The sequence below is a fragment of the Reyranella sp. genome (assembly GCF_965228225.1).
GTDB lineage: Bacteria > Pseudomonadota > Alphaproteobacteria > Reyranellales > Reyranellaceae > Reyranella.
In genome coordinates this window covers 2,064,763-2,088,892 of record NZ_OZ245801.1, presented here as the reverse complement: position 1 = coordinate 2,088,892, position 24,130 = coordinate 2,064,763, and the positions used below count along the sequence as shown (strand labels likewise).

Here is a 24,130-nt window from a genome sequence, read left to right as displayed (position 1 = left end):
TTCGGCCTCTCAAAATGGCAGGCCGACGTAGTTCTCGGCGAACACCGTCTGGCCGGCCGGCGAGGACAGCAGGTAGGCGATCTCGGCCCGCTGCATCTGCTCGGCGAAGCTCCCCTCCGGATGCACCTTGTGCATCAACAAGGTGAGCCACCACGAGAACCGCTCGGCCTTCCACACGCGGGCCGAGGCCTGGTCGCTGTAAGCGCCGAGCAGCGTGCTGTCGTTCCGGGCATAGTGCGAGACCAACGCCTGCGACAGATAGTGGATGTCGGAGGCAGCGAGATTGAGGCCCTTGGCACCGGTCGGCGGCACGATGTGAGCGGAGTCGCCGGCGAGGAAGAGCCGACCGTGTCGCATCGGCAAGCACACGAAGCTGTGCAGACCCGTGATGCTCTTCTCGAGCGCGGGCCCCGTCGTGACGTGCGGCGCGACGTCCGGACCGAGGCGCCGTTTCAGCTCGTCCCACAACCTGTCGTCGGGCCAGTCCTCCAGCGCCTCGTCGCGGCCGCACTGGATGTAGTAACGGCTTCTCGTAGGGGAACGCATCGAGGCCAGCGCGAAGCCGCGCGGATGGCTGGCGTAGATAAGCTCCTCACTGCAGGGCGGCACGTCGGCCAGAATACCCAGCCAGCCGAACGGGTAGTCCTGTTCGTAGCTGCGGAGTCTCGACGCCGGCACGGAGGAACGACTCACCCCCCGGAAGCCATCGCAACCGGCGATGAAATCGCAGGCCAATTCATGATCGACGCCGTCTGCACGGTAGGTTAGCCGCGGCCTGTCGGTTTCGCAGTCATGCAAGGCGACGTCGGCCGCCTCCCAGACGATCGGCCCATCGCCGGCCAGGCGCGCCGCGATCAGGTCCTGCACCACCTCGCTCTGACCATAAACCGTGATGGTCTTGTCCGTCAGCCCGGCCAGGTCGATGCGGAAGCGCCCGCCGTCGAGCCCGAGCTCGACCCCCTCGTGGACCAGCCCCTCGCGGTGCAGGCGCTCGGCGACGCCAGCCTCCTCCAGCAGCTTCACGGTGCCATGTTCGAGAACGCCGGCACGAATGCGGGCCTCGACATAAATACGGGACCTCGCCTCGAGGATGACGCTGTCGATCCCGTTCAATTTCAACAAACGCGCCAGCAGCAGTCCTGCCGGTCCTGCGCCGATGATCCCGACTTGCGTGCGCTGCTGACGTGCCATTCGCGTCCTCTTTTCCCTCGGATCAGAATGGGGCATCCGGTCTGCCAAGAGAAGGCGCGCCTATCCGGCACGACTTACGACTGGGCACCCGACTTGCAGGCGAGGATGCCGTACTGGCGCCGGCCTGCGATCGGTTCCGTCACCATGGTCTGGGGCGGCCTGACAGACCGCATCCAGGCCTCGACCAGCTGCTTGTTGGACTGCGCGTCGAAGAAGAGGCAGCCGCTGCCAATCCCGGCGACCCGGGCGATCCAGGCCTCCCGCTCCGACCGCAGCCAGAGGCTGTTCTTCGGGGAGGTGATGCCGGAGACCGAACGCAGCCCGCCCAGGAAGTAGGCTGTGTCGGGATGGGCGACGAGATCGTCGAACCTGTAGGATCCGAGCTCCACCGCCCGGCCCTTGAGACGGTCGCGCAGAAGCCCGAGGAACTCGTCGGCCTCCGTGAAATCCGGATGGTTGCGAAAGGCCGTCTGCACCCGCGGAAGCGGCGAATAGAGCGTCGCACGATCGGCGACGTCACTCGGATGGCGGCGAAGTTCATCATAGAGTTCGAGCACGGCCACGGAGTCGCGCCAGACGCCGCCGAGGCCGGCCACCCTGCGCTCGACCTCGCCCAGTCCGGAAATCACGCCTTCGGCAATGACGGCCAGCGACAGGACCAGCAGCACGGTCCGCGCCTTGCCGGGCGCAAGGCAACGCCAAAGGAAGACCGGCAGCATCAGCAGGAACAGGCCCAGAAGAAATGACGGTCCCGCCAGATGCGACGTGTCGGAACGCAACAGCGAAAAGACATGCAGCGCGAAGGCGCCGACCGCAACGCCCGCGAACCTCACGCAGAATGCCCGCGTCGGTTCGTCCGCAGTTCCCCATCGCCGCCCAAGGAACGCAGCCAGCAGGCCCAAGGAAATCAGGAACAGGAAGACCAGGGCGTAGGTGAGGATGAGTTCCCGGAACTCGCCGGATGCCGCCAGATTGGTCTCCAGCCGCCCGTCGACAATGTTCCAGCTGAGATTCAGTCCGAGATTGTCCGACCATATCGAATTGGACACGCCGGCCATCACCAGGCTCGACTTCGCATTGGCCAGCGCCACCACTTCGATGAGATGCGAGGGTCCCATGAAGAACGAAACCAGTGCCGCAAAGGCCATGGCGCCCGCAAGGAGGAACAGGCCCGCGAAGCACCAAAGCCGTTTCGGGGACAGTCCCGAGGCGGGCGCGAACAGCGCGAGCGAGAAGATCAGCACGAGCAGGCCGCCGCTCAGGTTCTCCTGGCTGAGGAACCCGCCCGCCCCCCAGGCCATTCCCGCCAGCACCACCGCCGGCCAGCCGCGCCGGGCGGCACCGGCCCCCAGAAGCAGCCAGGCCAGCCAGAGCGCGAGGATCGGAACGACCAGCCATCGGGTGAGCACCGCCCACCCCGCCAAATCGATCCGCTCCACAGGACTTGGCCAGAGAACCCAGCCGACGAGGCCGGCGGCTGCCCAGCCGAATCCCAGGAACTGCTGAATGACAACGAAGAAGACGATGATGCAGACGGTGTTGAGCAGGAGGTTGGCGGCGAGGAACCCGTGGTTGCTGAAGTGTACGAAGTCCGTGAGCGCGCCGAGCAGCAGCTGGTTTCCCGGCCCGTACTGGGTTTGTGCCTCAAGGTAAGGGATTGCGCCCAGCCGGATCTGCTGCAGCGCGCTCAGGTGAACGTGCGCATGGAGGTCGTAGAACTTCGCCAGGCCCTCGCCGCTGTCGACCTCGGCGCTGCGCAGGGCCGGGAGGCCGAGCCAGCAACTGGCCAGCAACGCGATGCCGAGCGCGCCGAGCAGGCGCGCGGACCATCGCCGCGAGAGCACGCCCCCCGACGGAAGCGCGGGCGATCGCGGCTCCTGGACGAAGGCGACCCACAGCGAGTGGAAGGCGATGAAGGCGGCCATGCCGAGATAGCCGAAGATCAACGGACGCTTGTCCATCCGGCCCCAGTCGATGACTTCGTCCTGCGGAGAGATCGCGCCTGAGGGCGCCAGCGCCAGATAGCAATACCCGCCGACGGCGCCGAGCACACCCACGGCATAGAGCAGTGCTGCCCGCCCTTCCCCGCGCCGCGTCGCCAGCCAGTGGACGCTGGCCAATGCCACCGCCGATGTCGCAAGGCCGGCGGCCAAAAAGGCAAGCCTCGTCTCGAGGACGGCGACCTCAACCAGCATCAGGGCCGCCGCGACGAGGCAGACGAGCCCCTGCAGCCGGGTCATGGTCGGGCCGTGGCCAGCAGGAGGTTTCCGGCGCCGAAATGCTTTGCGCGGAGCTCGAGCGCGTGCAGGACATTGGCGGCCCCGAGCCCGAAGACCGCGGCGAACGGCGCCAGGCCAACCGCGGTCCTGATCGCGATATCGCGATAGCCCGCCGCAGCGAGATGCTCGCCCAGCAGGCTGCGGCGGTACCTGTTAATGTGCTGCTCGACATAGTTCACGGGTGACGCCGCGTTGACGCCGAGCTCGATCAGCGGCCAGAGCGACCGGTAGTTGGGGGTGGTGACGACAAGGAGGCCGCCGGGCGCCAGCAGCGCGCGGGCTTCGGAGAGCAGCCGGATCGCCGCGTCCGGGGTCAGGTGTTCGATCAGCTCCACCACCGTCACGGCATCGTAGCGCTCGCCGGTCTCGGAGAGGCTGATGAGCGGCCTGGTCGAGAAACGGTGCGTCGCGCTTCCGTAGGTGCGGGTCGCGTAGTCGATCTGGGCCGCGCTGATGTCGAGCCCGAGCGCTTCGCTGCCGGCCAAATAGTTGCCGATGAAGGTGCCGGGGCCGCATCCGATGTCGAGAACCCGCCTGGCAGGGCCGAGCTCTGCCGCGACCGTCCGGAACTTCAGGTCGTGCCAACAGAAGCGTATGCCGGCCCCTTGCCGATACACCCTGTCGTAGAAGCCTGCCGGGATTTCCTTCTCATAGTCGTAGACGGCGTCTTCCATCGCGGCTCGTCAGGCTCTCCCGGCCTCGCATGCAGACGGGCCGCAGGACCATCGATCCCGCCAGACCGTCGGGAACGTCTTGGACCGTGGCAGATGACGTGGCAAGAGCCCGTCAACGCGCAAGTCGTCCCTTCAGGACGGTGCCGGCATAGGCGCCGGTCGCCTGCCCGTTCTCGAACGCCACGGCACCGTTCACCAGGGTCGCCAGGATCCCCTCGGCCTTCTGAACGAGACGGCGGGCGCCGCCGGGCAGGTCGCGTTCAACCGTGGGCAATGTCGGCCGGATACGATTCTCCTCGAACAGCACGAGATCGGCGCGGCAACCCGCGCCGACGAGGCCGCGGTCGGCCAGGTCCCACGCCAGCGCATTGTCGCGGGTGATCTTCTTCACCGCCTCTTCGAGCGTGAAGGCTCCGCGCTTGCGCACCCAGTAGCTGAGAAGGTGCGTCTGCAGCGACGAGCCCATCTCCTGTGCGACGTGCGCGCCGGAATCGGAGAAGGTCGCCAGAGTGCGGTCGTGCTTCAGGATGCCGAGCACGTCGTCCGGCGATTCGTTGACCAGAGGCTGCACATAGACCTGGTTGTCGTCGGCCAGCGACAGGTCGATCATGACCTCGACCGGATGCTGCCCGCGCGCCCGGGCGAGCTGGTCGACCGTCGGATCATCCCAGTCGACGCCCTGCATCACGAACAGATTGGCGTAATCGGGCTTGCGGGGATCCGTCGTTGCCGCGCCTCCTCCCTGAAAGACGTTGTCGCGGGGCTTCATCTGGCTTTCCGCCGCCATCAGTTCGCGCCGCACCTCGGGATCGGCCAGGCGCCGCTTCTGCTCCTCCATAGGCAGGTCGCGGACCTTGCGCCACGCCGGCAGCACGTCGAACGGCAGGTAGGACTTGAGCGAGAAGATCGCATTGATCGAACGCGTCGTGCCCTGACCGAACATCCGACCACCGGCGGCCACCGTCTCGTCGATGTAGCGCGTCTGATAGGCCCAGCCCGTCGGATCGTCGCCCTGCTTGGTGGCCAATACGCCGAACATGACCGGACGCGTGTAGGCGAGCGCCAGTTCACGCAACCGTGCGAGGAAAGCGCGATGGGCCGAGCCGCTCGCGACGTCCGGTCCCACCTGGAAGATGCCGGCATCGAGTTCGGCCATGGCCGCCACGATGCGGTCGATCTCCTCCCAGTCGGCGATGCGGCTGGCGACCGGCGTATTGTCCGGCGTCACGTGCGTCGACGCGCGCGAGCTGGAGAAGCCCATGGCCCCGGCCTTTAGCGCCTCCTTCACGAGATCGGCCATGCGGACCATCTCGTCCTCGGTCGCCGTCTCGGTGAAGGCCCGCTCGCCCATCGCGTACATGCGCAGCGCCGAGTGGCCGATATACATGCCGTAGTTGATGGCCTTGGGCAGGCGTTCCACGGTCGCGAGATATTCCGGAAAGGTCTCCCAGCTCCAGTCGATGCCGGCCGCCATCGCCTCGGTCGGGATGTCCTCGACCGCCGACAGGCAGCGCGCATAGAGGTCGCGATCCTCGGGCTTGCAGGGGGCCAGGGCGAACCCGCAATTACTCATCACCACCGACGTGACGCCGTGCCAGCACGAGCAGCTGCCGAGCGGATCCCAGGCGACCTGCGCATCCATGTGCGTATGGCCGTCGATGAAACCCGGCGAGACGATCAGCCCGTCGGCGTCGATCGTGCGCCGGGCGTTGGCCGTGATGCGGCCGACCTCGGCGATCATACCGTCCTTGATGCCGACATCGGCGGTGAAGCGCTTGGCGCCAGAGCCGTCGACGACGGTGCCGCCGCGGATGACGAGATCATGTGCCATCACACGCGATCCTTGCGCTGGACGATTCTGGTCGAGGCGGCATTTGCGGCTTCAACGTCCGACATACGAAACCTCCCTCGCTGGCTTTTTGCGACGATTGCAGGCTTCTCCGATTCCGGCAAGCGGACTGCTGCAACCGTCCATAACCGTGCTAGCGTGGCGGCAATAAACGGGGAAACGCCAAGTGTACGACTACATCATCGTCGGCGGCGGGTCGGCAGGCTCGGTCATGGCCCATCGGCTGTCCGCCCGCAGCGCCAACAAGGTGTTGCTCTGTGAAGCCGGTCCGGACACGCCGCCCGGCCAGGAACCCAAGGAAATCGCCGACAGCTATTCCGGCACGGCCTATTTCGATCCGCGTTTCCACTGGACCGACCTCAAGGTCCATACGCAGGTCGTCAGCCACAACAATCCGCAGGAAAATCGCCCGCCGTTGCGCAAGTACGAGCAGGCCCGTGTGCTGGGCGGCGGCTCCTCGATCAACGGCCAGATGGCCAACCGCGGCGCGCCGACCGACTATGCCGAATGGGAAAGTCGCGGCGCCGCCGGGTGGGGCTGGAACGACGTGCTGCCCTATTTCAAGAAGGTCGAGCGCGACCTGGATTTCGACGGGCCGTTGCACGGCAAGGACGGCCGCATCCCCGTACGGCGCATCCCCCGCGAGAAGTGGGCCGGCCACGCCCAGGCCGTCGGCCGCGCCTTCGAGGAAAAGGGCTTCAAATACCTGCCCGACCAGAATGGTGAGTTCGTCGATGGCTATTTTCCCGTCACCCATTCCAATGCCGATGAGCGGCGTGTCTCGGCTGCGATGGGCTATCTCGATGCCGAGACCCGCAAGCGCTCGAACCTCACGATATCGACCGACACGCAGGTTACGTCGCTGCTGTTCGAGGGCACGCGGTGCGTCGGCGTTACGGCCCGGGTCGCCGGCAAGGATCAGGAATTTCGCGCCCGCGAGGTGATCCTGTCGAGTGGCGCCATCCATTCGCCGGCCCACCTGATGCGCGCCGGCATCGGCCCCGTCGGACAGCTCGCCGACCTCGGCATTCCCGTCGTTTCCGCCCTGCCCGGCGTCGGGCAACGGCTGATGGACCATCCCTCGATCGCGCTGTCGTCGTTCATCAAGCGCGGTGCGCGCCTGCGCGAGCATACGCGGCGCCACATCCATGTCGGCCTGCGCTACTCGTCGAACCTCCCAGGCATCCCCAAGGGCGACATGTTCGTGGCCGTCGTCAGCAAGTCGGCCTGGCATGCTGTGGGCGAACAGATCGCCTCGCTGCTCACCTTCATCAACAAGACCTATTCCGAAACAGGCCAGGTCAAGCTCACGTCACGCGACTGGCGCAGCGAGCCCCTCGTCGAGTTCAATCTGCTGTCCGACAAGCGCGACCTCGACCGGCTGATGAGCGGCTTCAAGCTGATGGCCGCGGTGCAGATGACCGATGCGCTGCGCGCGGTGACCGATGTCCCGTTCCCGGCCTCCTACAGCGACCGGGTGCGCAAGATCGGTGTCGTCAACAACAAGAACAAGTGGCTGACCCGGCTGGTCGCGACGATGCTCGACGGCCCGACGGCGCTGCGCCGCTACATGATCGACAACTACGTGGTCGAGGGCTTCACCTTCGACCAGGTGCTGAACGACGACGACGCGCTCGAGGCCTTCGTGCGCAAGGCCGCGATCGGCGTATGGCACGCCTCCTGTACCTGCCGCATGGGCCGCGACGACGATCCCATGGCCGTCGTCGACACCCAGGGACGCGTGCGCGGCGTGCAGGGGCTGCGCGTGGTCGACGCCTCGATCTTCCCGGTCGTGCCCTGCGCGAACACCAATTTCCCCACCCTGATGACGGCCGAGAAGATCTCGGAAGCCGTCCTCGCCGGACACTGAGGAGCCGTTCCATGTCGGTCGTGCTGGGCAGCGGCGAGCACCGCTATCGCGTCGTCGAGAATTGGGCGAAGCTGCCCGAAGGTTGGGAGTTCCGCGACGTCGCCGCGGTCGCTTGCGACAGCAAGGACCGCGTCTACGTCTTCAATCGCGGCGAACATCCGATGATGGTGTTCGACCGGGACGGCAACTTCCTGCGCTCCTGGGGCGAAGGCCTCTTCAGCCGCGCCCACGGCCTTCACATCGACAGCGACGACAACCTCTTCTGCACCGACGATGGCGATCACACCGTCCGCAAGGTCTCGACCGACGGAAAGGTGCTGATGACCATCGGTGTGCCCGGCCAGCCCGCCCCCTTCCTGAGCGGCCGGCCATTCAACCGCTGCACCCACACGGCACTGTCGCCCAAGGGCGAGATCTACGTCTCCGACGGCTACGGCAACAGCCGCGTCCACAAGTATTCGCCCGACGGCAAGCACCTGATGTGCTGGGGCACGACCGGGACCGATCCCGGCGAGTTCAACATCCCGCACAACATCGCCGCCGACGCAGACGGCTGGGTCTACGTCGCCGACCGCGAGAACCATCGCGTGCAGGTGTTCGACGGTAACGGCCGGTACGAGGCGCAGTGGAACAACATGCACCGGCCTTGTGCGCTCTATTGCTGCGGCGGCGCCAAGAACCCGACCTTCATCATCGGCGAGCTGGGGCCCGGCATGCCGGTGAACAGCAAGCACACCAATCTCGGTCCCCGGCTGTCGATCGTCGACGGCAAGGGCAAGACCCTGGCCCGGCTCGGCGGCCAGGATGGACCCGGCGAACAGGCCGGCCGGTTCCTCTCCCCTCATGGGCTGGCCGTCGATTCGCGCGGCGACATCTATGTCGGCGAGGTGAGCTACACCAACTGGCCGAGCACCTTCCCCGGCACCCCCGTGCCGAATCACCTGCGCTCGTTGCAGAAACTCGAGAAAGTCGTCTGAGGAGAATGGTTATGGTTGAACGCGTACTCGTCGTCGGTCCCAAGGACACCCTGTCCATGGTCGACGACCTGGCTCCCAAGGGCTACGAGATCGTCAAGGCATTGCACAACTCGCCGGAGCAGAAGGCCGCCCTGCCCGGCACCCATTATTTCGTGGGCTTCATCCAGCAATACGTCACCCCGCAGCTCTTCAAGGACGCGCCGAACCTCAAGCTGATCCAGATGCTGAGCGCCGGCTACGACCGCGCCGATCTCGAGGCGGCGCGCGCGAGCGGCGTGCCGTTGTGCGCCAACGGAGGCGCCAATTCGGTCGCCGTGTCGGAGCATGCGATGCTGCTGATGCTGGCGGTCTCACGGCGGCTGATCACCCAGCACACCAACGTCACGGCCGGCCGCTGGCACGGCAACTCGCCGCCGACCGTCCATGAGGTGCGCAACCGCGTGCTGGGCATCATCGGGCTGGGCACGATCGGCAAGAAGGTCGCCAAGCTGGCCCTCGCCTTCGGCATGACCGTTCACTACTACGACATCGCCCGCCTCAAGGAGGAAGAGGAAGACGCGCTGGGCGTCCGCTTCCGCCTGCTGCCCGAGATCCTGAAGCATTCCGACATCGTCTCGCTGCACGTGCCGCTGAATGCTTCAACCCGTCACATGATCGGCAAGGACGAACTGGCTGCCATGAAGAAGTCGGCGATCATCGTGAACACGTCGCGCGGGCCCGTGATCGACGAGAAGGCGATGATCGCAGCGCTTTCGAGCGGCAACCTGTTCGGCGCCGGCCTCGATGTGTTCGACGAGGAGCCGACCCCGCCGGACAATCCCCTCCTGAAGCTCGACAACGTCGTCCTGACCGCACACCTCGCCGGGCCGACGTTCGAGAGCAACATCACCCGCCTGCGCAACGGCTTCGACAACGTCCAGAGGGTTGCCCGCGGCGAACCCGCGCTCTGGGTGGTGCCCGAACTGCTGGAAGCGAAGACATGACCCGAATTTCAAGGCGCAGCATCCTTGCCGGGGGCCTCGCGGCCCCCTTCATCGCCCGCGAGGGCTTTGCCCAGGGCGACTGGCCGAAAGGGCCGGTCCGCTGGGTCGTCGCCTTCGCAGCCGGCGGCGCGGCCGATACGGTGGCCCGCAACATCGGCGTGCGCGTGGCCGAGATCATCGGCCAGCAGGTGATCATCGACAACCGCACCGGCGGCAATGCCGTGGTCGCCGCCAATGCCGTTCTCCAGGCGCCGCGCGACGGCCAGACCTTCCTGGTCGATGCCGCCAACCAGATCACCAACACCCTGCTGATGAAGGACCTGCCCTTCGACTATGCGCAGACCTGGTTGCCGGTAACCCAGCTCGCCAGCTTTCCGCAGGTCGTCGCCGTGAAGCAGGACTTTCCGTCGAAGAGCATCGAGGAGTTCATCGCGGCCGCGAAAGCCAAGCCCGGCACGATCAGCTACGGTACCCCGCCGGCGGCCGGCATGGCCCACATGGCCGGCGAGGAACTGCAGCGCCGGGTGGGCATCAAGCTGATTCACGTGCCCTATCGCGGCGGTGCCGATGCCGCCCGCGACATCGGCGCGGGCGCCGTCGATTCGGTGATCATCACCACCAATTCGATCCGCCCGCCCGTGGCGGCCGGACGCGCCCGCGTCTTGGCGGTCACCAGCCTCAAACGTTCGTCCGCCTTCCCTGACGTACCGACCCTCGCCGAGAGCGGGTACCCGGGCTTCGACCTCAACGACTGGAACGGCCTGTTCGCCGTCACCGGCACGCCGCCGGCCCTGGTCGACCGCATGCAGGCCGTCGTGGCAGAGGCGATCAAGGACCCGAAGGTCAAGGAGCGGTTGGATCCCACCGGCGCCGACCTCGTCGCCAACACGCCGGCGGAGTTCAAGACCTGGATCGCCGGCCAGCGTGAGTTGCTCGGCAAGCTGATCGCCGAGGCCGGCATCAAGCTGCAGTAAAGGCTTGCCTCTCAACTCTTCCACCTCCGCCGTATGACGGAGGTGGAAAGTTGTTAGGCAGTCTGCAGCTTCACCCTGAAGGTTTCCTCGAACCTAAGGATGGCCGCGAAGGAAACGGCGGCGGCGGCCATGATCATGAAGGCCGGGCTGAAGTCGTTCTCGGTCCGGTGCACCAGCCACGTGGCGACCAGCGGGCTGAAGCCGCCGAGAATGCCCAGGGTCACGTTGTATCCCAGCGCGATCGCCGTGCAGCGGATCTCCGCCGGCACCGCCTCGACCATCAGCGCCGGCTGGGCGCCTATGAAGGCGCCGACCGACAGCACGAAGCCGAGTTGGCCCAGCAGGATCAAGGTCGGATGCCCCTGGTGCATCAACCAGAAGAACGGCAGCGCGCCAACGACCCCCAGCGCCGCGGCGCCCAACATCAGAGGGCGCCGGCCGTAGCGGTCGGACAGCCATCCCATCAGGACCATGGTCGGCAGCATCGCGACCATGCTGGCCGAATTGATCGCGAGTGCCGTGGCGGGCGCAATATTGTCGGCGAACTGCAGCCAGCTCACGATGTAGACGAACATCAGGTAGAAGCCGACCGAATTGAACACCGAGAGCGCCGCGAGCTTGCCGAGCAGCGGGCCATGGTTGCGCACCGTGTCGAGCAGTGGCGACCGGGCCGTCGGGGCCTTGCGCGGTTCCTCATGGACGTGGCGCCGCAGAGCGACGCCAGCTATGCCGACCAGCAATCCCAGCAGGAAAGGCAGTCGCCAGCCCCAGCTCTCCAGCGCCTGCTCGGACATCACCGACGCCAGCAGTGCGCCTGTCGCAGAGCCCAGCAGGATGCCGCCGATTGCGCCACAGCAGCCCAGCGCGCCCACCAGCCCACGCCGGTTGGGCGGCGACTGCTCGATGATGAAGATGATCGAGGTCGTGTATTCGCCGCCGACCGACAGGCCCTGCACCATGCGCAGCAGCGTGAGCAGGATCGGCGCCGCGATGCCGAGCGTGTGGTAGTCCGGCAGCACGCCCACCAGGAACGTCGGGATGGCCATGGCGGCGACGGAAAAGGTGAGCGCCGCGCGGCGCCCGAGCCGGTCGCCGATCGCCCCGATCACCGCCCCGCCGATCGGTCGCATGAGGAAGCCGACCGCGAAGATGCCGAAGGCCGCCAGGACCTGCGCGACAGCGTCCTCGCTGGGGAAGAAGGCCCGGCCGATCGCGGCGGCGAAGTAGCCGTAGACCGCGAAATCGTACCATTCCAGCACGTTGCCGATCGCGCCGGCCGCAATGACGCGGCGCGTGTTTCCCTGAGTCATCTCCGCTCCCCCGAGCTCCGGATCGACCGAACGATCAGCCGTAGACGAACGCCCGGTCGTCGAGATCGATGGCCGGGAAGACGTTCTTCTCGTTCCAGTAATCCTGGGTGTGCTGCCACTCGGGCTTGTCACCACGCTTGGGCAGGAGATGCATGCCGCGCATCAGGTAGCCGGGATTGAAGTTCTCCGGATCGATCCAGGGCAGCAGCTTCATCCCCTCATCCTCCGGCCGCAGCGCGACCTCGACCTTGTGGGCCTGGCGATTTTCCATGTGGTCGAGGAGGCGGCAGACGAAGTCGCCGACCAGGTCGGCGCGCAGGGTCCAGCTCGCGCGGAAGTATCCGAACACCCAGATCATGTTGGGCACGCCGGTGAACATCATGCCGCGATAGGTCACCGTGTCGGCGAAGTCGACCGGCTTGCCGTCCACCGCGAAGGCGATGTCGCCCATCACCGACAGGTCGAAGCCCGTCGCCGTGACGATGATGTCGGCCTCGAGCACCTTGCCCGACTTGAGCAGGATGCCTTCCGGCACGAAGCGGTCGATCTCGTCGGTCTCGACGGAGGCCTTGCCAGCGCGGATGGCCTTGAAGAGATCGCCGTCGGGCACGAAGGCGATGCGCTGCTGCCATGGCCGGTAGGTCGGCGTAAAATGCGGCTCCAGCGGGAAGTCCGGCCCGACATGGGCACGGACACCGGCCAGCAGTTCAGCTCGCACCTTGTCGGATTCCTCGAGGGAGCGCCGCGTGAAGACCGACTGGTCGTGCAGGATCTTGCGGCGCACGATCTCGTGGATCCATTCCTCGTCGACCTCGAGCTGCCGCAGCGTTTCGGCGAGTTCGATGGCGTTGCGGCCCGGAATGAAATAGGTCGGCGAGCGCTGCAGCATGGTGACGTGACCGGCCTTGTCGGCCATCGCCGGGATGACCGTCGCGGCCGTCGCGCCGGAGCCGATCACGACGATCTTCTTGCCCATGTAATCGAGATCCTCCGGCCAAGTCTGGGGATGGACGATCTGGCCCTTGAAGCGGTCCATGTCCTTCCATTCCGGCGTGTAGCCGACCGAATGGCGGTAGTAGCCCTGGCACATCCAGAGGAAGTTGGCGGTGAAGCGGACCGCCTCCCCGGTGTCGGTGCGCACCCCTTCGATGGTCCACCGATTGTCCGCGCTCGACCAGGTCGCCGCGTCGATGCGGTGCCGGTAACGGATGTGCCGGGCGAGGTCGTTCTCCTCGATCACCTCGCCCATGTAGGACTTGATCTCCTGGGCGGTGGCGATCGGCTTGCCCTTCCACGGCTTGAAGCGATAGCCGAACGTGTGGAGGTCGCTGTCGGAACGGATGCCGGGGTACTTGTGCGTGAGCCAGGTGCCGCCGAAGCTCTCCTGCGTCTCCAGGATGACGAAGCTGCGATCGGGCATCTGGTGGGTCAGATGATAGGCACCGCCGATGCCGGAGATGCCGGCGCCGACGATGACGACGTCGAAATGCTCGGTCGTGGTGGCCGCAGGCCGTGCAAGAGTGGTATCCGGCATGGGAAGGCTCTTTCCTCGCTGATCAAGTCACGCCAGTCTTGCGCGAACATGAGCCCCGAAGCCAGCCCCCAGAATCCACGATCCGAAACCGGCCGCCGACGCCGCGGCGCATTGCAGTCCGTGTGGTTGCGGCGCGGCATCGACGTACTGGACCTGCAGCCCGTCCTGGAGGCACAAGGGTCTCCCCTGTCCTACTACTTTGCCCACGATGAACACTGGACGGCCGGCGGACACGCGCTGGTTGCCCAGGCCATCAGCCAGCACCTCGCCCGCTAACGGAAGAACGCCATGCACGAAAAGGTCGACGTCCTGATCATCGGTTCCGGCGCTTCGGGGGCGGCGGTGGCCTGGAGCCTCGCCGATACGAAGATGCGGATCCTCTGCCTCGAACAGGGCGACTGGGTGAAGCCCACGGACTATCCGACCAACGGCCGGGACTGGGAGGCCCGCCTGTTCGGCGACTTCGCCATCAACCCGAACCGCCGCGCGCGCGAGACCGACTATCCGATCAACAACGGCACCTCGCCGATCCAGGTCGTGAACTTCAACGGCGTCGGCGGCAGCACCATCATGTACACGGCGCACTATCCGCGCCTGCACCCCTCGGACTTCCGGGTAAAGACGCTGGATGGCGTGGCCGACGACTGGCCCGTCGACTATGCCACCCTGGAGCCGTTCTTTGCCGAGAACGACCGCATGACGGGCGTCGCGGGCCTCGAGGGCGACCCCGCCTACCCGCGCCACGTGCCGCCGATGCCGCCGCTGCCCCTCGGCAAGACAGGCAAGTGCTTCGGCGAGGCGATGAACAAGCTCGGCTGGCACTGGTGGCCCTCGGACTCCGCGATCGCCACGACCGAGTATGACGGCCGGGCCCCCTGCATCAATCTCGGCCACTGCACACCCGGCTGCGCCCAGGGCGCCAAGGGGAGCGCCGACGTCACCTACTGGCCGCACGCGCTGCGCGCCGGCGTCGAGCTGCGCACCCGCGCGCGGGTCCGGGAGGTAACGGTCGGGCCAGACGGTCTGGCCGACGGTGCGATCTACTACGATGCCGAGGGTAAGGAGCATTTCCAGCCGGCCGAGATGGTCATCGTGGCCTGCAACGGCATCGGCACGCCGCGACTGCTGCTCAACTCGGTGTCCGGCCGCTTCCCAAATGGCATCGCCAATTCGAGCGGGTTGGTCGGAAGGAATCTGATGTTCCATCCGTTCGCGCATACCTACGGCTATGTCGACGAGCCGATCGACGGCAACACCGGCGCGCAGCTCCCGCTGTGGAGCCAGGAATTCTACGAGACCGACAAGGCCCGCGGCTTCGTGCGCGGCTACACGCTGCAGCTCCACCGCGGTGCCGGAACGATCGTCGACGCCATCGCCAATACAGCGCGCGGCTTCCTGCCCTGGGGCGAGACGCATCACGATGTCTATCGGACCCTCTTCAACCGCAAGCTGGGGCTCTCGGCGATCTGCGAGGACCTGCCCGAGGAGCACAACAGGGTGACGCTCGATCCGGTGCTGAAGGACAGCAACGGCATCCCCGCGCCGAAGATCGACTACACCTTGAGCGACAACACGAAGAAGATGATTGCCCACGGCGTCGCGCGCTCGAAGGACATCCTCGCGGCCGCCGGCGCGAAGCATGTCGGCAGCGACGCGCCGATGCTCAATGCCGGCTGGCATCTCATGGGCACGGCGCGCATGGGCACGGATCCCGAGCGTTCCGTGGTCAACGAATGGGGGCGCAGCCACGACGTGAAGAACCTGTTCATCGTCGACGGCAGCATCTGGGTGACCTCGGGCGGCGTGAACCCGACTTCCACCATCCAGGCGCTGGCGCTGTACATCGCCGACAACATCAAGCGCCGGCTCGCCGACGCCACGCTCTTCGATTGAGGCCGATCGACATGACCTACGGAATCCTGACGGACGCCGAATCCCGGGACTTGCGCCTTCTGGCGGGCATCATGATCCCCGCGAGCAGCGTCCATGGCGTACCGGGCGCCGACGACGCGCTGATCTTCGCCGATATCCTCAAGAGCCTGGAACGCGACACCGCGGACGCGCAGATTGCGCTTAAGCATCTGCGGGAGCTGTCCGGCGGCCCGTTCGCCGAGCTCGCGCCCGAGCGCCGCAACGAGGTGGCAATGCGGTTCAGGCAGGAGGGCGGCGCGCCGCTCTTCGCCCTCAATCGCGTTGTGCTGCTCTGCTATTACCGCGACGATCGCGTGATGCGCGCGCTCGGCCAGGAGCCGCGCTCGCCCTTCCCCCAAGGGCATGTCGTCGAACAGGGCGACTGGTCGCTGCTCGACCCGGTGAGGAAGCGCGCGCCGATGTGGCGGCGGGTCTAGCCGCCGTCAGCCCTGGCCGCGTGCCTTCAGCACGAAGCCCATCGCCCGGAAGCTCGAATCCTTCTGGATCGCCGCGGTGACCCGCGGATCGCCATAGGGATTGCTGAGGGAGATCAGGACGTCCGTCTGGGTCTGACAGGAGGCTGCGGCCGTGGCGGCGAGCGACGGGGCGCTGCCGGCATAGACGTCGGCCAGGTGGATGTTCGCGATCAGGCAATTGTCGCGCGCCTCGAAAGCGTCGTCGATGCTCTTCATCCGCTGCGGATCGGAGAGACCCGCCCCCCGCAGGGAACTCGCGGCCTCGCAGCCACCCAGCAGAAGCGGCAGCAGCACGAGGGCCGTTCGCAGGGAAATCCGGGTCACCGTCATTCGCTCTTCCAGTCTCTCCATACGCCCGCAACAAAAGGGGCCGGGCCCGGCCTGTCAAGACCGGGCCCGCTCCGATCGTCCTAGTGGCGGCTCATCTCGGCGCGGCCCACCACCATGTGATGGACCTCGTCCGGACCGTCCGCGAACCTGAGGTGCCGCTGGTTCACGTACATCTCGCTGAGCGGCGACCACTGGGACAGGCCGGTGGCGCCGTGGATCTGCATCGCCTGGTCGATGATCACGCAGACCTTCTCCGGCACCATCGCCTTCACCATGCTGATCCAGACGCGGGCCTCGCGATGGCCCAGCACGTCCATCGCCTTGGCGGCCTTCAGCACCATGAGACGCATCGCCTCGATCTCGATGCGCGCGCGGCTGACGAGTTCGAGGTTCTTTCCGAGCTGGATCAGCGGTTTGCCGAAGGCGGTGCGGCTCGAGCCGCGCTTGACCATCAGCTCGATGGCCTTCTCGGCGGCGCCGATGGAGCGCATGCAGTGATGGATGCGGCCCGGTCCGAGGCGGACCTGGCTGATCTCGAAGCCACGGCCCTCACCCAGCAGGATGTTCTCGGCCGGCACCCGGCAGTTGTTGAACTTGAGGTGCATGTGGCCGCGCGGCGCATGGTCGTGGCCGAACACGGTCATCGGGCCCACGATCTCGAGGCCGGGCGTACCCATCGGCACCAGGATCTGCGACTGCTGGAACTGGGGTGAGGCATCCGGGCTGGTCTTGACCATGACGATCATGATCTTGCAGCGCGGATCCCCAGCGCCGGAGATGTAATATTTCTCGCCGTTGATCACCCACTCGTTGCCGACCAGCTCGGCGCGCGTGGTGATGTTCTTGGCGTCCGAGGAGGCCACGCCCGGCTCCGTCATCGCATAGGCCGAGCGGATTTCGCCGTTGAGCAGCGGCTTCAGCCACTTCTCCTTCTGCTCGGGGGTGCCGACCTTCTCGAGCACTTCCATGTTGCCGGTGTCCGGCGCGGAGCAGTTCAGCGACTCCGACGCCAGCGGATACTTGCCCAGCTCGGCGGCGATATAAGCGTAGTCGAGGTTCGTGAGCCCGCGGCCGATCTCGGAATGGGGCAGGAAGAAATTCCACAGGCCCGAAGCCTTGGCCTTGTTCTTGGCGCCTTCGAGCAGCTCCAGCTGGCCCGGGGCCCAGCTCCAGCGATCCTTGCGGCCCTCGCCCAGGCGATTGAACTCCTCGAGGATCGGCGCGACGTTCTCGGCGATATGCGCCTTGACCGCATCGAACAGAGGCTGCGCCTCCTTCGACATGGCGAGATTGTTCAGCTCTGCTTCGAGATCGGGACGGACCGGCTTCCGGGTCGCTGCCGTTGCCTTCTGGGTCATTGGGGTTTCCTCGCTCCTGTCGATCGGATTTTCACGTGCGGCCAATCCCTACAGACCTGTGGTTTCCGGTCAATGCCACAGTGGTTTTGCCGTGCAGACCGACGGATCGTGCAGAGTCGACGACCCTGGCCGGTCGATGCCGCCCGCCCGCGCTGCTATTGTCGCGGCATCATGTATCCACCCGAGCGCATCGTCTGCCTGACCGAGGAGACCACCGAGACGCTCTACCTGCTGGGCGAGCAGGACCGCATCGTCGGCATTTCCGGCTACACGGTCCGGCCGCCGCAGGCCCGCCGAGAGAAGCCGCGCGTTTCCGCCTTCATCTCGGCCGACATGCCGAAGATCCTGGCCCTGCAGCCCGACCTGGTTCTCACTTTCTCCGACCTGCAGGCGGATCTGGTGGCGTCGCTCGTGCGCGCCGGCATCAACGTCCATGCCTTCAATCAGCGCACGGTCGCGGAGATTCTCGACATGATCCGCACCCTCGGCGCGATCGTCGGCGCCCCGGATCGCGCGATGGCCCTGGCCGACGAACTCGCGGCCAACGTCGAGGCGACGCGGCGGCGCACCAGCGACGCCGGCCCTCGCCCGAGGGTGTATTTCGAGGAATGGGACGACCCGATGATCTCCGGCATTGCCTGGGTCTCGCAGCTGGTCGAAGCCGCGGGCGGCGCGGACATCTTTCCGGAACTGGCCACGTGCAAGTCGGCCAGGGACCGCATCGTCACCCCGGACGAGGTGATCCGCCGCGCCCCCGACATCGTCATCGGCTCGTGGTGCGGCAAGAAATTCAAGAGCGAGAAGCTCGTCGCCCGACCCGGGTTCGGATCCCTGCCGGCGGTACGCAACGGCCGGCTGCACGAGATCAAATCGCCGCTCATCCTGCAGCCCGGGCCCGCCGCCCTCACCGACGGCCTCGCCGCGCTGGAGGCGATCATCAGCGGCGCGGCGGATCGCGATCCCGCCGGGCGGTGAGCGCCGCCACAATACTGTGATGCTTCTCGATCTAAAAAGAAGCTCGCCTCGGTTGGCGCGGAAATTGCGTGGATCGTGCCAGAGGCAGCCCATCGATCCTTGTGAACAGGAGATCGAAGATGCTCAAAGTCTACGTTCCAAAGATGCTGAGTGGCGAGATTGGTGACTGGTGCAGCAGCCTTTCGCTGGCTGCGGGCGTACCAATCTGCTGGGGAAGTGACCATCTCGGCCACTTCGTGAACGCCCCCAGCGCGGACTGGGTCCCCTCCCTGTCGGCCGCCATCGCCGATGCCTGCGAGGGCAAGTCGCCGAGCCTCAACTAGTGGTCGAGCCAGCGGCGGAGACCCCTACGCTACCGGCGCCCTGCTGTTCGTCGACGACGGCACGACGGTGCCTCGAGGCGGCGAAGCCAGCCCGCACGAAGACGCAGCCTATTTGATCGCCAGCAGCTCGACGTCGAAAATCAGCGTGGCGTTGGGCGGAATGACACCGCCAGCGCCGCGAGCTCCATATCCAAGGTGCGGCGGAATGATCAGCGTTCGCTTGCCGCCAACCTTCATGGTCGCGACGCCCTCGTCCCAGCCGCCGATGACGCGCTGCATGCCGATGGGAAATTCGAAAGGCGAGCCGCGATCGACGGAAGAATCGAATTTCTTGCCTTTCACGTCGCCTTCGTAGAGCCATCCCGTGTAGTGCATGACACAGGTCTGGCCTTTCTTGGGGCTCGCGCCCGTGCCGACGGTGGTGTCGATGATTTTCAGGCCGCTTTCGGTCGTCATGGCTTTTCCTCGGGTTTGCGCGCCAGCCGGATAGGCAGCGGCGAGAGCTATGGTCGCGGTAATGACGCGGCGGGTCACTTGCAAGTGGCTTGTCCTTCTCAAATGCCCAAAGGGGCGTCCTGACCGACAACCTGTTTATACAGCGCGCGCACCTCGTCCGAAACGCGATGCGTGTCTTCCTTCAGGTTGCGCGGCGTGATCGCGATGAAGGCGATTTCCCAGTCGTCCGGCTTGGGCGCGCCGACTTTCGGCACGAAGGCGTGCGGCGCGCCGGGCGCGTTGTGGAAATGGCCGCCGTCACTCACCGGTGTCAGCACAGGCTTGCCCTTCTCGTCGATGGAAAAACCGTCCGCCTCTCCCACGACATACATCGGGAACTGATCGGTACGGGTGGCAATGTGTGCATGCAGCTCGACTTTCCGCAGGAACACCGCCGCGACACCGCGTCCGTGCAGGTTCTGGCCCAGACGCCACGGGCCGGGTCCGGTCAAATCCGGCACGGCGGAGAAGTGATATTCCTCGCGGGCCAAGATGGCCCGCAAGGCGTCCTTGGGATTGAATTCGGGACCGGCCGCGGCGCGGGCCTTGCTGAAATCCGCATACACGGACTTCATCCATTCAATCTCGTCATCTGCGAGCTCATGGTCGAGAATCGGTAGAATCGCGCCACTGGACATAGAAGGCTCCGCAAAAAACCGGCGGTTTGAAAGCAAGCCAGGGTGGGAGCTTGCGCTGCGACTGCCCGTAGATATCGGACGCTTAAGCATCCTCGACAAGCTGGGAGACCGGTCGATCGGGCAGAGGTAATGGCGGAGGGGATGGGATTCGAACCCACGATAGGGATTATCTCCCTATAACGGTTTAGCAAACCGCCGCCTTCGGCCACTCGGCCACCCCTCCGCAGACCCGTTAAGACCCCGGCGACCATAACCACGACGGATGCCGGGCGGTTCTAGCGGGCGGGCTGGGGAGTGTCAAACGAGCCGGTAATTTCGCGAGGTTTTACAGGCTCTTGGCGTCGCGGTCTGAAGCGTGCGACGGTGCGGGCCATGAATTCCAGCTCCATCGACATGCTCCAGCGCCTGGTGGCGTTCGACACCACCTCGCGCAACTCCAATCTCGACCTGATCAAGTACATCCAGGGCTACCTGGACGAGCACGGCATCCGGAGCACGCTGGTCCCCAACGCGGAAGGCACCAAGGCCAACCTGTTCGCCTCGGTCGGTCCCGAGGCCGAGGGCGGCATCGTGCTTTCGGGCCACACCGACGTGGTGCCGGTCGACGGACAGGCCTGGGAGACCGATCCGTGGACGCTGACGGAGAAAGCCGACGGCAACCTCTACGGCCGCGGCACCTGCGACATGAAGGGTTTCATCGCTGCCTGCCTCGCCCACGTGCCGGCGCTCAAAAAGGCGAAGCTCAAGGTGCCTATGCATTTCGCCTTCAGCTACGACGAGGAGATCGGCTGCCTCGGCGCGCATTCGCTGGTCGAGAAACTGGTCGGCAACGTGCCGCGCCCGCAGGCCGTGATCGTGGGCGAGCCCACCATGATGGGCGTCGTCAACGCCCAGAACGCCGGCGGCGGAATCATCGCCACCTTCACCGGTGTCGAGGCCCACTCCTCCATGACGCATCTCGGCGTCAGCGCCATCCATTTTGCCGGCGACTTCATCCACTGGCTCAACGAGCTGCAGGTCGAGCTGGCCGGCCGCACGCGCACCGACATCGACACCGTGCCCGGCCACACCACCATCAATGTCGGCATCGTGACCGGCGGCACGGCGGGCAACATCCTCGCGCGCGAGTGCACCCTCAACTGGGGCTACCGCACTCTGCCCGGCGACGATCCGTGGGAAGTGCAGCGCCGCGCCGAGGCCTATGTCGCCGACCTGTTGCTGCCGAAGATGAAGGCCAAGCACCCCGACGCCGACATCCAGATGAAGCGCCGCTCCTTCGTGCCCGGTCTGATGCCGCAGGAGAACGAGGAAGCCGCCAAGCTCGCCCTGCAATGGACGGGCGGCAATCGCACCTATGCCGTGCCCTACGGCACAGAGGCCGGCATCTTCCGCAGCCACGGCATCCCGACCGTGATCTGCGGACCGGGCGACATCTCGCAGGCCCACCAGCCCAACGAGTTCGTCGCAAAGTCCCAGATGGATGCCTGTGACGCCTTCATCGGCAGGATGATCGGCTGGGCCGAGCGTCAATAGGGTGGCATGACCCCATCGCCCTCGTCTGACGAGGGCACTTCCCCTTTGTGGAGTCCGCAAAGGGCAAGTGCCTGATCTAGCCTTCGGTACGACGCGTCGTCTCGAACAGGAACCAGACGCGCTTCTCGGTCTGGTCGATCCAGTTTTCGATCAGGCTGGCCGTCGCGATGTCGCCATGCTCGTCGCAAAGTCCGTGGAGCGTGCGCATGTGGACGCAGAGCTGCTTGTTGTCGTCGCGCAGCTCCGCGAGCATGTCGAGCGGCGTCACATAGTCGGCATCGTTGTCGAGCACGCGCTGCAAACGGGAGATATGGCCAATCGAGCGCAGCGTCGTGCCACCGAGCTTGCGCACGCGCTCGGCGATCACGTCCGTCATGGCGTCGATCTCGGTCGCCTGCTCGTCGAGCAGCAGGTGGTAGTCTCGGAAGTTCGGTCCGGACATGTGCCAGTGGAAGTTCTTGGTCTTCCAGTAGAGCGCGGCCACGTCGGCCAGGAGGATGTTGAGCCCGCCGCTCAGATCCTTCGTGGCGTTCTCGCCGAGGTCGGTCGGGGTGGCGAGTGCGGCCTTCTTGCGCGCAGTGACGTCGTTGCTCATGGGCTGACTCTCCTGAAAATGGATCATCCGTTGAAAATCTAGCGTGCTTCGGCGAACCCGTCAGCCGGCGCAGACTGGCTGTTCGACCCGGAACACCTCATGCTGCCCGAAGCGCTTCGTGTAGGTCTCGACGATCGAGGCAACCTTCGAGCGATGGGCTGGAGGGTCGAACACGACGACCACCACCAGCTTCGTACGCTCAGCTCCGATGACTCCGGCCGGGTCGCGGTGCTGGCCGCGCGCGTCGATCACCGTCAAGCCGGCCGGAAACCGGGGCGTGACGACCTCGGACAGGAACGACGCCCACTCCGCCTCGCTCACCTCGCCGCCCGCTGGCTTGTCGCGGCCGAAGTAGAGGTTCACCTCGACGGCCGGCTTGAGCGGAGACGTACAAGCCGTTTGTGTCCCCGGCTGCGCACAGCCGAAGAGCATCGGGCAGAGCAACGCCGCCCCCACCCCCCCACGCCAGGAGCCGCGCGGCATTCTAGTTGAGATACGGAACGGCCATGCCCTTGGCGACGGCAGGCCGCGCGTTCACGATATCGTACCAGCGCTTCACATTGGGGAACTCGTCGAGGTTCACGGTGTGCCACTCGTGCCGCGCCGCCCACGGAAAGATCGACATATCGGCGATCGTGTACTCCTCGCCCGCCACGAACGCATTGCCGGCGAGCTGCTTGTCGAGGACGCCGTAGAGCCGCTTGGCTTCGTCGACATAGCGCTTGATGCCGTATTCGATCTTCGACGGTGCCGCGCGCAGGAAGTGATGCGCCTGACCGAGCATCGGGCCGAATCCGCCCATCTGCCACATCAGCCACTGAAGCGAATCGTAGCGCCTGACGCCATCGGCCGGCAGGAACTTCTTCGTCTTGTCGGCGAGATAGATCAGGATCGCGCCGGACTCGAACAGGCTGTACGGCTTGCCGCCCGGCCCGGCCGGATCGACGATCGCCGGAATCCGGTTGTTGGGGCTGATGCGCAGGAATTCGGGCTTGTGCTGCTCGCCCTTGGAGATGTCGATCTTGTGCACGCTGTAGGGCAGTTCGCACTCTTCGAGCATGATTGAGACCTTGCGGCCGTTCGGCGTGCCCCACGTGTGAAGCTCGATCATCTCCTCGGTCCCCCCTTATTTAATTGAGATAGGTCCGCCGGGCCTCAGGCCCAGCTGTCGTCGTCGCCGCCGAATCCGCCGTCGTCCACCGCAGCGGTATCGTAGTCCCCCGCCCCCGACTGGTCGTCGGCGAAGGCTTGCTGCTGGGTCGAGGAATCGGGTGGCAGGAGTTCGGGCGGAGTGGTCCCGCCCATCGCGGCCTGCTGCTGCCCGAACGGGTTGCTGCCCATCAGGCCACGAATGCCTTCGAACAGCAGCGCACCGCCGGCCACACCGGCGGCGGTCGCCATCGCGGTGCGCAGGAAGCTGCCCCCCGCCGGCTGTTGCGGCGGTTGCTGTGGCGCGAGCGCGGCCTGCAGCGGCGAGCGGGTGGACGGCACCGTCGACGGCACGGACGTGCGCGGCGCGGCACCGGCGGCGGGCGCATCGCCCGTAGCGGGCGCGCCCCACGGGCCGATCCGGGGCGCACTGCCGAGGAAACCGGTCGCGGCCGGCGGCGCGGCGCTCGCCTTCGCTTCCAGTTCGGCGATGCGCGCCTGGGCGGCCTTCAGCGCCTCCTCCTGAACCAGGACGGTCTGCACCAGCAGATAGGGTGCGGCCGGCTGTTGCGCCGCCAGTCCCCTGATGAACGACTCAGCCTCGCCGTCGCGTGGCTGCGATTCGAACGGCTTCAAACGATCGAACAGACCCGAGATCAGATCGCGTTCCTGCTGTTGCATCACCAGTCTCCCGCCCGTTCACGTG

At 66.1% G+C, this 24,130-nt stretch carries 24 protein-coding genes and 1 tRNA gene; 10 read left to right on the top strand and 15 right to left on the bottom strand.

Features of this window, described 5'->3' with window-relative positions; all coding sequences use genetic code 11:
• Nucleotides 1-9: 9 nt before the first annotated feature.
• The 4 genes from pobA to ACO07K_RS09920 form a co-directional block, all read right to left on the bottom strand.
• Entirely contained in the window at nt 10-1,191 is a 1,182-nt protein-coding gene (gene pobA, locus ACO07K_RS09935) for a 4-hydroxybenzoate 3-monooxygenase (protein WP_422035770.1), read from the bottom strand.
• Nucleotides 1,192-1,265: 74 nt separating this feature from the next.
• Nucleotides 1,266-3,431: a hypothetical protein gene (locus ACO07K_RS09930; protein WP_422035769.1), complete on the bottom strand. Its 2,166-nt coding sequence runs from the start codon at nt 3,429-3,431 to the stop codon at nt 1,266-1,268.
• On the bottom strand, nt 3,428-4,144 hold the full coding sequence (locus ACO07K_RS09925) for a class I SAM-dependent methyltransferase (protein WP_422035768.1): 717 nt from the start codon (nt 4,142-4,144) through the stop codon (nt 3,428-3,430). Before ACO07K_RS09925 ends, ACO07K_RS09930 begins: the two co-directional genes overlap by 4 nt.
• 112 nt (nt 4,145-4,256) lie before the next feature.
• Nucleotides 4,257-5,975 carry an N-acyl-D-amino-acid deacylase family protein gene (locus tag ACO07K_RS09920; protein WP_422035767.1) on the bottom strand — a complete coding sequence of 573 codons (1,719 nt, stop codon included), beginning with the start codon at nt 5,973-5,975 and terminating at the stop codon, nt 4,257-4,259.
• A 184-nt stretch (nt 5,976-6,159) separates the two neighbouring features.
• Here ACO07K_RS09920 and ACO07K_RS09915 point away from each other — a divergent pair, with 184 nt between their 5' ends.
• The 4 genes from ACO07K_RS09915 to ACO07K_RS09900 are packed head-to-tail and all read left to right on the top strand — an operon-like array spanning nt 6,160 to nt 10,797.
• Nucleotides 6,160-7,863, top strand: a complete 1,704-nt coding sequence (locus ACO07K_RS09915; protein ID WP_422035766.1) for a GMC family oxidoreductase — start codon at nt 6,160-6,162, stop codon at nt 7,861-7,863.
• Between the two features lie 11 nt (nt 7,864-7,874).
• A complete protein-coding gene (locus tag ACO07K_RS09910; RefSeq protein WP_422035765.1) occupies nt 7,875-8,840 on the top strand; it encodes a peptidyl-alpha-hydroxyglycine alpha-amidating lyase family protein in 966 nt (321 codons plus the stop codon).
• A gap of 11 nt (nt 8,841-8,851) precedes the next feature.
• Nucleotides 8,852-9,823 carry an NAD(P)-dependent oxidoreductase gene (locus ACO07K_RS09905; RefSeq protein ID WP_422014333.1) on the top strand — a complete coding sequence of 324 codons (972 nt, stop codon included), beginning with the start codon at nt 8,852-8,854 and terminating at the stop codon, nt 9,821-9,823.
• Nucleotides 9,820-10,797 carry a Bug family tripartite tricarboxylate transporter substrate binding protein gene (locus ACO07K_RS09900; RefSeq protein ID WP_422035764.1) on the top strand — a complete coding sequence of 326 codons (978 nt, stop codon included), beginning with the start codon at nt 9,820-9,822 and terminating at the stop codon, nt 10,795-10,797. Before ACO07K_RS09905 ends, ACO07K_RS09900 begins: the two co-directional genes overlap by 4 nt.
• A gap of 53 nt (nt 10,798-10,850) precedes the next feature.
• Here the strand turns inward: ACO07K_RS09900 and ACO07K_RS09895 are convergent, their stop codons facing one another.
• The gene (locus ACO07K_RS09895; RefSeq protein WP_422035763.1) at nt 10,851-12,107 is read right to left on the bottom strand and encodes an MFS transporter; all 1,257 of its coding nucleotides are present in this window, start codon (nt 12,105-12,107) and stop codon (nt 10,851-10,853) included.
• A 34-nt stretch (nt 12,108-12,141) separates the two neighbouring features.
• The gene (locus tag ACO07K_RS09890; RefSeq protein WP_422035762.1) at nt 12,142-13,641 is read right to left on the bottom strand and encodes a flavin-containing monooxygenase; all 1,500 of its coding nucleotides are present in this window, start codon (nt 13,639-13,641) and stop codon (nt 12,142-12,144) included.
• On the opposite strand from ACO07K_RS09890, the gene ACO07K_RS09885 reads away from it, so the two are divergent.
• From ACO07K_RS09885 to ACO07K_RS09875, 3 genes are read left to right on the top strand one after another with little or no spacing between them, the layout of a single operon-like run.
• Complete coding sequence (locus tag ACO07K_RS09885) at nt 13,540-13,917, top strand: alginate O-acetyltransferase AlgX-related protein (RefSeq protein WP_422035761.1); 378 nt, start codon at nt 13,540-13,542, stop codon at nt 13,915-13,917. The two genes, ACO07K_RS09890 and ACO07K_RS09885, sit on opposite strands and share 102 nt — an antisense overlap.
• Before the next feature lie 12 nt (nt 13,918-13,929).
• Complete coding sequence (locus tag ACO07K_RS09880; RefSeq protein ID WP_422035760.1) at nt 13,930-15,534, top strand: GMC family oxidoreductase; 1,605 nt, start codon at nt 13,930-13,932, stop codon at nt 15,532-15,534.
• 11 nt (nt 15,535-15,545) lie between these two features.
• Entirely contained in the window at nt 15,546-15,989 is a 444-nt protein-coding gene (locus tag ACO07K_RS09875; protein WP_422035759.1) for a hypothetical protein, read from the top strand.
• Nucleotides 15,990-15,995: 6 nt separating this feature from the next.
• Here ACO07K_RS09875 and ACO07K_RS09870 read toward each other — a convergent pair whose 3' ends face one another.
• Together ACO07K_RS09870 and ACO07K_RS09865 are read right to left on the bottom strand one after the other, a co-directional pair.
• Complete coding sequence (locus ACO07K_RS09870) at nt 15,996-16,358, bottom strand: hypothetical protein (protein WP_422035758.1); 363 nt, start codon at nt 16,356-16,358, stop codon at nt 15,996-15,998.
• An 80-nt stretch (nt 16,359-16,438) separates the two neighbouring features.
• Nucleotides 16,439-17,716, bottom strand: a complete 1,278-nt coding sequence (locus ACO07K_RS09865) for an acyl-CoA dehydrogenase family protein (RefSeq protein WP_422035757.1) — start codon at nt 17,714-17,716, stop codon at nt 16,439-16,441.
• A 171-nt stretch (nt 17,717-17,887) separates the two neighbouring features.
• Here ACO07K_RS09865 and ACO07K_RS09860 point away from each other — a divergent pair, with 171 nt between their 5' ends.
• A complete protein-coding gene (locus ACO07K_RS09860; RefSeq protein WP_422036649.1) occupies nt 17,888-18,691 on the top strand; it encodes a cobalamin-binding protein in 804 nt (267 codons plus the stop codon).
• Between the two features lie 119 nt (nt 18,692-18,810).
• Complete coding sequence (locus ACO07K_RS09855) at nt 18,811-19,014, top strand: hypothetical protein (protein WP_422035755.1); 204 nt, start codon at nt 18,811-18,813, stop codon at nt 19,012-19,014.
• Between the two features lie 108 nt (nt 19,015-19,122).
• On the opposite strand, the gene ACO07K_RS09850 is transcribed toward ACO07K_RS09855, so the two are convergent.
• The 3 genes from ACO07K_RS09850 to ACO07K_RS09840 all read right to left on the bottom strand — a co-directional run bounded on the left by ACO07K_RS09850 (nt 19,123) and on the right by ACO07K_RS09840 (nt 20,370).
• A complete protein-coding gene (locus tag ACO07K_RS09850; RefSeq protein WP_422036648.1) occupies nt 19,123-19,533 on the bottom strand; it encodes an FKBP-type peptidyl-prolyl cis-trans isomerase in 411 nt (136 codons plus the stop codon).
• 35 nt (nt 19,534-19,568) lie between these two features.
• Nucleotides 19,569-20,147 carry a hypothetical protein gene (locus tag ACO07K_RS09845; RefSeq protein WP_422035754.1) on the bottom strand — a complete coding sequence of 193 codons (579 nt, stop codon included), beginning with the start codon at nt 20,145-20,147 and terminating at the stop codon, nt 19,569-19,571.
• Between the two features lie 130 nt (nt 20,148-20,277).
• Nucleotides 20,278-20,370: transfer RNA gene (locus tag ACO07K_RS09840), tRNA-Ser, on the bottom strand.
• Nucleotides 20,371-20,519: 149 nt separating this feature from the next.
• Between ACO07K_RS09840 and argE the strand changes: the two genes are divergently transcribed.
• Nucleotides 20,520-21,680, top strand: a complete 1,161-nt coding sequence (argE, locus tag ACO07K_RS09835) for an acetylornithine deacetylase (protein WP_422035753.1) — start codon at nt 20,520-20,522, stop codon at nt 21,678-21,680.
• Between the two features lie 76 nt (nt 21,681-21,756).
• Here argE and ACO07K_RS09830 read toward each other — a convergent pair whose 3' ends face one another.
• The 4 genes from ACO07K_RS09830 to ACO07K_RS09815 are packed head-to-tail and all read right to left on the bottom strand — an operon-like array spanning nt 21,757 to nt 24,105.
• The gene (locus ACO07K_RS09830) at nt 21,757-22,275 is read right to left on the bottom strand and encodes a Dps family protein (protein WP_422035752.1); all 519 of its coding nucleotides are present in this window, start codon (nt 22,273-22,275) and stop codon (nt 21,757-21,759) included.
• Between the two features lie 60 nt (nt 22,276-22,335).
• A complete protein-coding gene (locus ACO07K_RS09825) occupies nt 22,336-22,707 on the bottom strand; it encodes a DUF3574 domain-containing protein (protein ID WP_422035751.1) in 372 nt (123 codons plus the stop codon).
• Nucleotides 22,708-22,759: 52 nt separating this feature from the next.
• A complete protein-coding gene (locus ACO07K_RS09820) occupies nt 22,760-23,386 on the bottom strand; it encodes a glutathione S-transferase family protein (RefSeq protein ID WP_422035750.1) in 627 nt (208 codons plus the stop codon).
• 44 nt (nt 23,387-23,430) lie between these two features.
• Nucleotides 23,431-24,105 carry a DUF2076 domain-containing protein gene (locus tag ACO07K_RS09815; RefSeq protein WP_422035749.1) on the bottom strand — a complete coding sequence of 225 codons (675 nt, stop codon included), beginning with the start codon at nt 24,103-24,105 and terminating at the stop codon, nt 23,431-23,433.
• Between the last annotated feature and the right edge of the window lie 25 nt (nt 24,106-24,130).

Excerpts from the sequence above, each read along its gene's own strand:
- pobA (WP_422035770.1), bottom strand. The coding sequence starts at position 1,191 with ATGGCACGTCAGCAGCGCACGCAAGTCGGGATCATCGGCGCAGGACCG.
- ACO07K_RS09930 (WP_422035769.1), bottom strand. The coding sequence starts at position 3,431 with ATGACCCGGCTGCAGGGGCTCGTCTGCCTCGTCGCGGCGGCCCTGATG.
- ACO07K_RS09925 (WP_422035768.1), bottom strand. The coding sequence starts at position 4,144 with ATGGAAGACGCCGTCTACGACTATGAGAAGGAAATCCCGGCAGGCTTC.
- ACO07K_RS09920 (WP_422035767.1), bottom strand. The coding sequence starts at position 5,975 with ATGGCACATGATCTCGTCATCCGCGGCGGCACCGTCGTCGACGGCTCT.
- ACO07K_RS09910 (WP_422035765.1), top strand. The coding sequence starts at position 7,875 with ATGTCGGTCGTGCTGGGCAGCGGCGAGCACCGCTATCGCGTCGTCGAG.
- ACO07K_RS09905 (WP_422014333.1), top strand. The coding sequence starts at position 8,852 with ATGGTTGAACGCGTACTCGTCGTCGGTCCCAAGGACACCCTGTCCATG.
- ACO07K_RS09900 (WP_422035764.1), top strand. The coding sequence starts at position 9,820 with ATGACCCGAATTTCAAGGCGCAGCATCCTTGCCGGGGGCCTCGCGGCC.
- ACO07K_RS09895 (WP_422035763.1), bottom strand. The coding sequence starts at position 12,107 with ATGACTCAGGGAAACACGCGCCGCGTCATTGCGGCCGGCGCGATCGGC.
- ACO07K_RS09885 (WP_422035761.1), top strand. The coding sequence starts at position 13,540 with ATGATAGGCACCGCCGATGCCGGAGATGCCGGCGCCGACGATGACGAC.
- ACO07K_RS09890 (WP_422035762.1), bottom strand. The coding sequence starts at position 13,641 with ATGCCGGATACCACTCTTGCACGGCCTGCGGCCACCACGACCGAGCAT.
- ACO07K_RS09880 (WP_422035760.1), top strand. The coding sequence starts at position 13,930 with ATGCACGAAAAGGTCGACGTCCTGATCATCGGTTCCGGCGCTTCGGGG.
- ACO07K_RS09875 (WP_422035759.1), top strand. The coding sequence starts at position 15,546 with ATGACCTACGGAATCCTGACGGACGCCGAATCCCGGGACTTGCGCCTT.
- ACO07K_RS09870 (WP_422035758.1), bottom strand. The coding sequence starts at position 16,358 with ATGACGGTGACCCGGATTTCCCTGCGAACGGCCCTCGTGCTGCTGCCG.
- ACO07K_RS09865 (WP_422035757.1), bottom strand. The coding sequence starts at position 17,716 with ATGACCCAGAAGGCAACGGCAGCGACCCGGAAGCCGGTCCGTCCCGAT.
- ACO07K_RS09860 (WP_422036649.1), top strand. The coding sequence starts at position 17,888 with ATGTATCCACCCGAGCGCATCGTCTGCCTGACCGAGGAGACCACCGAG.
- ACO07K_RS09855 (WP_422035755.1), top strand. The coding sequence starts at position 18,811 with ATGCTCAAAGTCTACGTTCCAAAGATGCTGAGTGGCGAGATTGGTGAC.
- ACO07K_RS09845 (WP_422035754.1), bottom strand. The coding sequence starts at position 20,147 with ATGTCCAGTGGCGCGATTCTACCGATTCTCGACCATGAGCTCGCAGAT.
- argE (WP_422035753.1), top strand. The coding sequence starts at position 20,520 with ATGAATTCCAGCTCCATCGACATGCTCCAGCGCCTGGTGGCGTTCGAC.
- ACO07K_RS09830 (WP_422035752.1), bottom strand. The coding sequence starts at position 22,275 with ATGAGCAACGACGTCACTGCGCGCAAGAAGGCCGCACTCGCCACCCCG.
- ACO07K_RS09825 (WP_422035751.1), bottom strand. The coding sequence starts at position 22,707 with ATGCTCTTCGGCTGTGCGCAGCCGGGGACACAAACGGCTTGTACGTCT.
- ACO07K_RS09820 (WP_422035750.1), bottom strand. The coding sequence starts at position 23,386 with ATGATCGAGCTTCACACGTGGGGCACGCCGAACGGCCGCAAGGTCTCA.
- ACO07K_RS09815 (WP_422035749.1), bottom strand. The coding sequence starts at position 24,105 with ATGCAACAGCAGGAACGCGATCTGATCTCGGGTCTGTTCGATCGTTTG.